Genomic DNA, 1,913 nt, shown 5'->3' on the forward strand with positions numbered 1-1,913 from the left:
GCCGCCGGCGATGCCGGCACCAACGAGCATCCGACTTTCACCGGCAACAAAGCGCTGGCGCAAGTCGAGCCGCTGATCTTCGAGATCGGCCGCGCCGACGTCACCGGTGTCGATCTCGACGAGCCGGCCCCGTTCACGCCGCGCCTCGGCGGCTTGGAACGCAAGGACGCTCTCGGATTGCCGGGTCTTTCCGAGCCCGAGACGATGCGCCACTACGTGCGCCTCAGCCAGATGAACTACGGCATCGACACGGGATTGTTTCCTCTCGGGTCGTGCACGATGAAACACAACGCGCGGCTCAACGAGCGCGTGGCGCGGCTTCCAGGGTTCTCCGATGTCCATCCGCTCCAGCCCATTTCCACGGTGCAAGGCGCATTGGAATTGATGAGTGAACTCGCGCGCTATCTGATGACGCTGACGAATACGTCGGCCGTCTCCCTGTCGCCGAAAGCAGGAGCGCACGGCGAACTCTGCGGCATGATGGCGATCAAGGCTGCGATTGCCGCGAAGGGCGAGGGCAAGACTCGCAACGTCGTGCTCGTTCCCGACTCGGCGCACGGCACCAACCCGGCGACCGCCGCCCTCATCGGCTTCGTCGTGAAGCCGGTTCCGGCGCGCGACGACGGCTGGGTGCATGTGGAGGACGTCAAGAAGCTGATCGGCCCCGACGTCGCGGCGATCATGCTGACCAATCCCAACACCTGTGGCCTGTTCGAGCCGCAAGTGGTGGAGATCGCAAAGGCGCTGCACGATGCGGGCGCCTATTTCTATTGCGACGGTGCGAACTTCAACGCCATTGTCGGCAAGGCGAAGCCAGGCGATCTCGGCATCGATGCCATGCACATCAACCTTCACAAGACGTTCTCGACGCCACACGGCGGCGGCGGTCCGGGTGCGGGCCCTGTCGTTCTGTCGGCACGCCTTGCGCCGTTCGCTCCCGTTCCCTTCGTCCGCGCGGGCGAGAACGGATTTGAGATCGTCGAGCACGAGGAGGATGCGAGCGAGCAGCCGTTCGGGCGCATCACCGCGTTCCATGGCCAGATGGGCATGTATGTGCGGGCGCTCGCGTATATGCTGTCGCACGGTTCGGACGGCATGAAGCAGGCCTCGGAAGATGCGGTGCTGAACGCGAACTACATTCGCGCCGGGCTGTCCGATCTCATGTCGCTGCCATTCGGCGACAAGCCCTGCATGCATGAGGTTCTGTTCGATGACGCGTGGCTGAAGGATACGGGCGTGACGACTCTCGATTTCGCGAAGGCGATGATCGACGAAGGCTATCACCCGATGACCATGTATTTCCCACTCGTCGTGCACGGCGCGATGTTGATCGAACCGACCGAATCGGAATCGAAGGCGGCGCTCGATCTCTTCATCGCCACGTTGCGCGATCTCGCCATGGCGGCGAAGCGTGGCGAGACGGAGCGCTTCACGGGCGCGCCGTATCATGCCCCGCGTCGACGTCTCGACGAGACCCGTGCAGCGCGGGCGCCGGTGCTCAAATGGACGCCGCCGGCAGCGCTCGCGGAAGCAGCCGAATAATTTCTCGCAAATTTGGTGGAATGAGACCTCAGGCCTCGGAGTATTCCGAGGCCTTTTTTCTTATCTAATGTCCGGATTCAGACAATAGTCCTTCCTACAACTGTATCTAAGCATAAAATCTCTAAGACAAAGGAACAATGTAACAATCATTTACATCTCAATTTCCTGCAACTACAATTTGTTATGCTGTAACATTGCAGTTTAGGGAATTGGGAAGGCTGATATGTCCTATTCGATGTTCATTCGCAGTCTGGCGGGCGGCACGCGCCTTTCGCACGATGCGTCACGCGATCAAAAGATCATCTACCTCAGCGACGACAAGGGCGATCGCATTGTCGCCGGCAGTGATGACGACACCATAAAAGGCAATG

The 1,913-nt window shown here is 60.5% G+C and carries 1 protein-coding gene; it reads left to right on the forward strand.

The window, feature by feature from the left end; genetic code table 11:
• Positions 1-1,542 (forward strand): aminomethyl-transferring glycine dehydrogenase subunit GcvPB (gene gcvPB / locus AC1DT3_RS19485; RefSeq protein ID WP_477466866.1); only part of this gene is annotated, 1,542 nt, incomplete at its 5' end.
• Positions 1,543-1,913 lie beyond the last annotated feature (371 nt).

Source organism: Microvirga sp. P4_G7 (genome assembly GCF_056401005.1).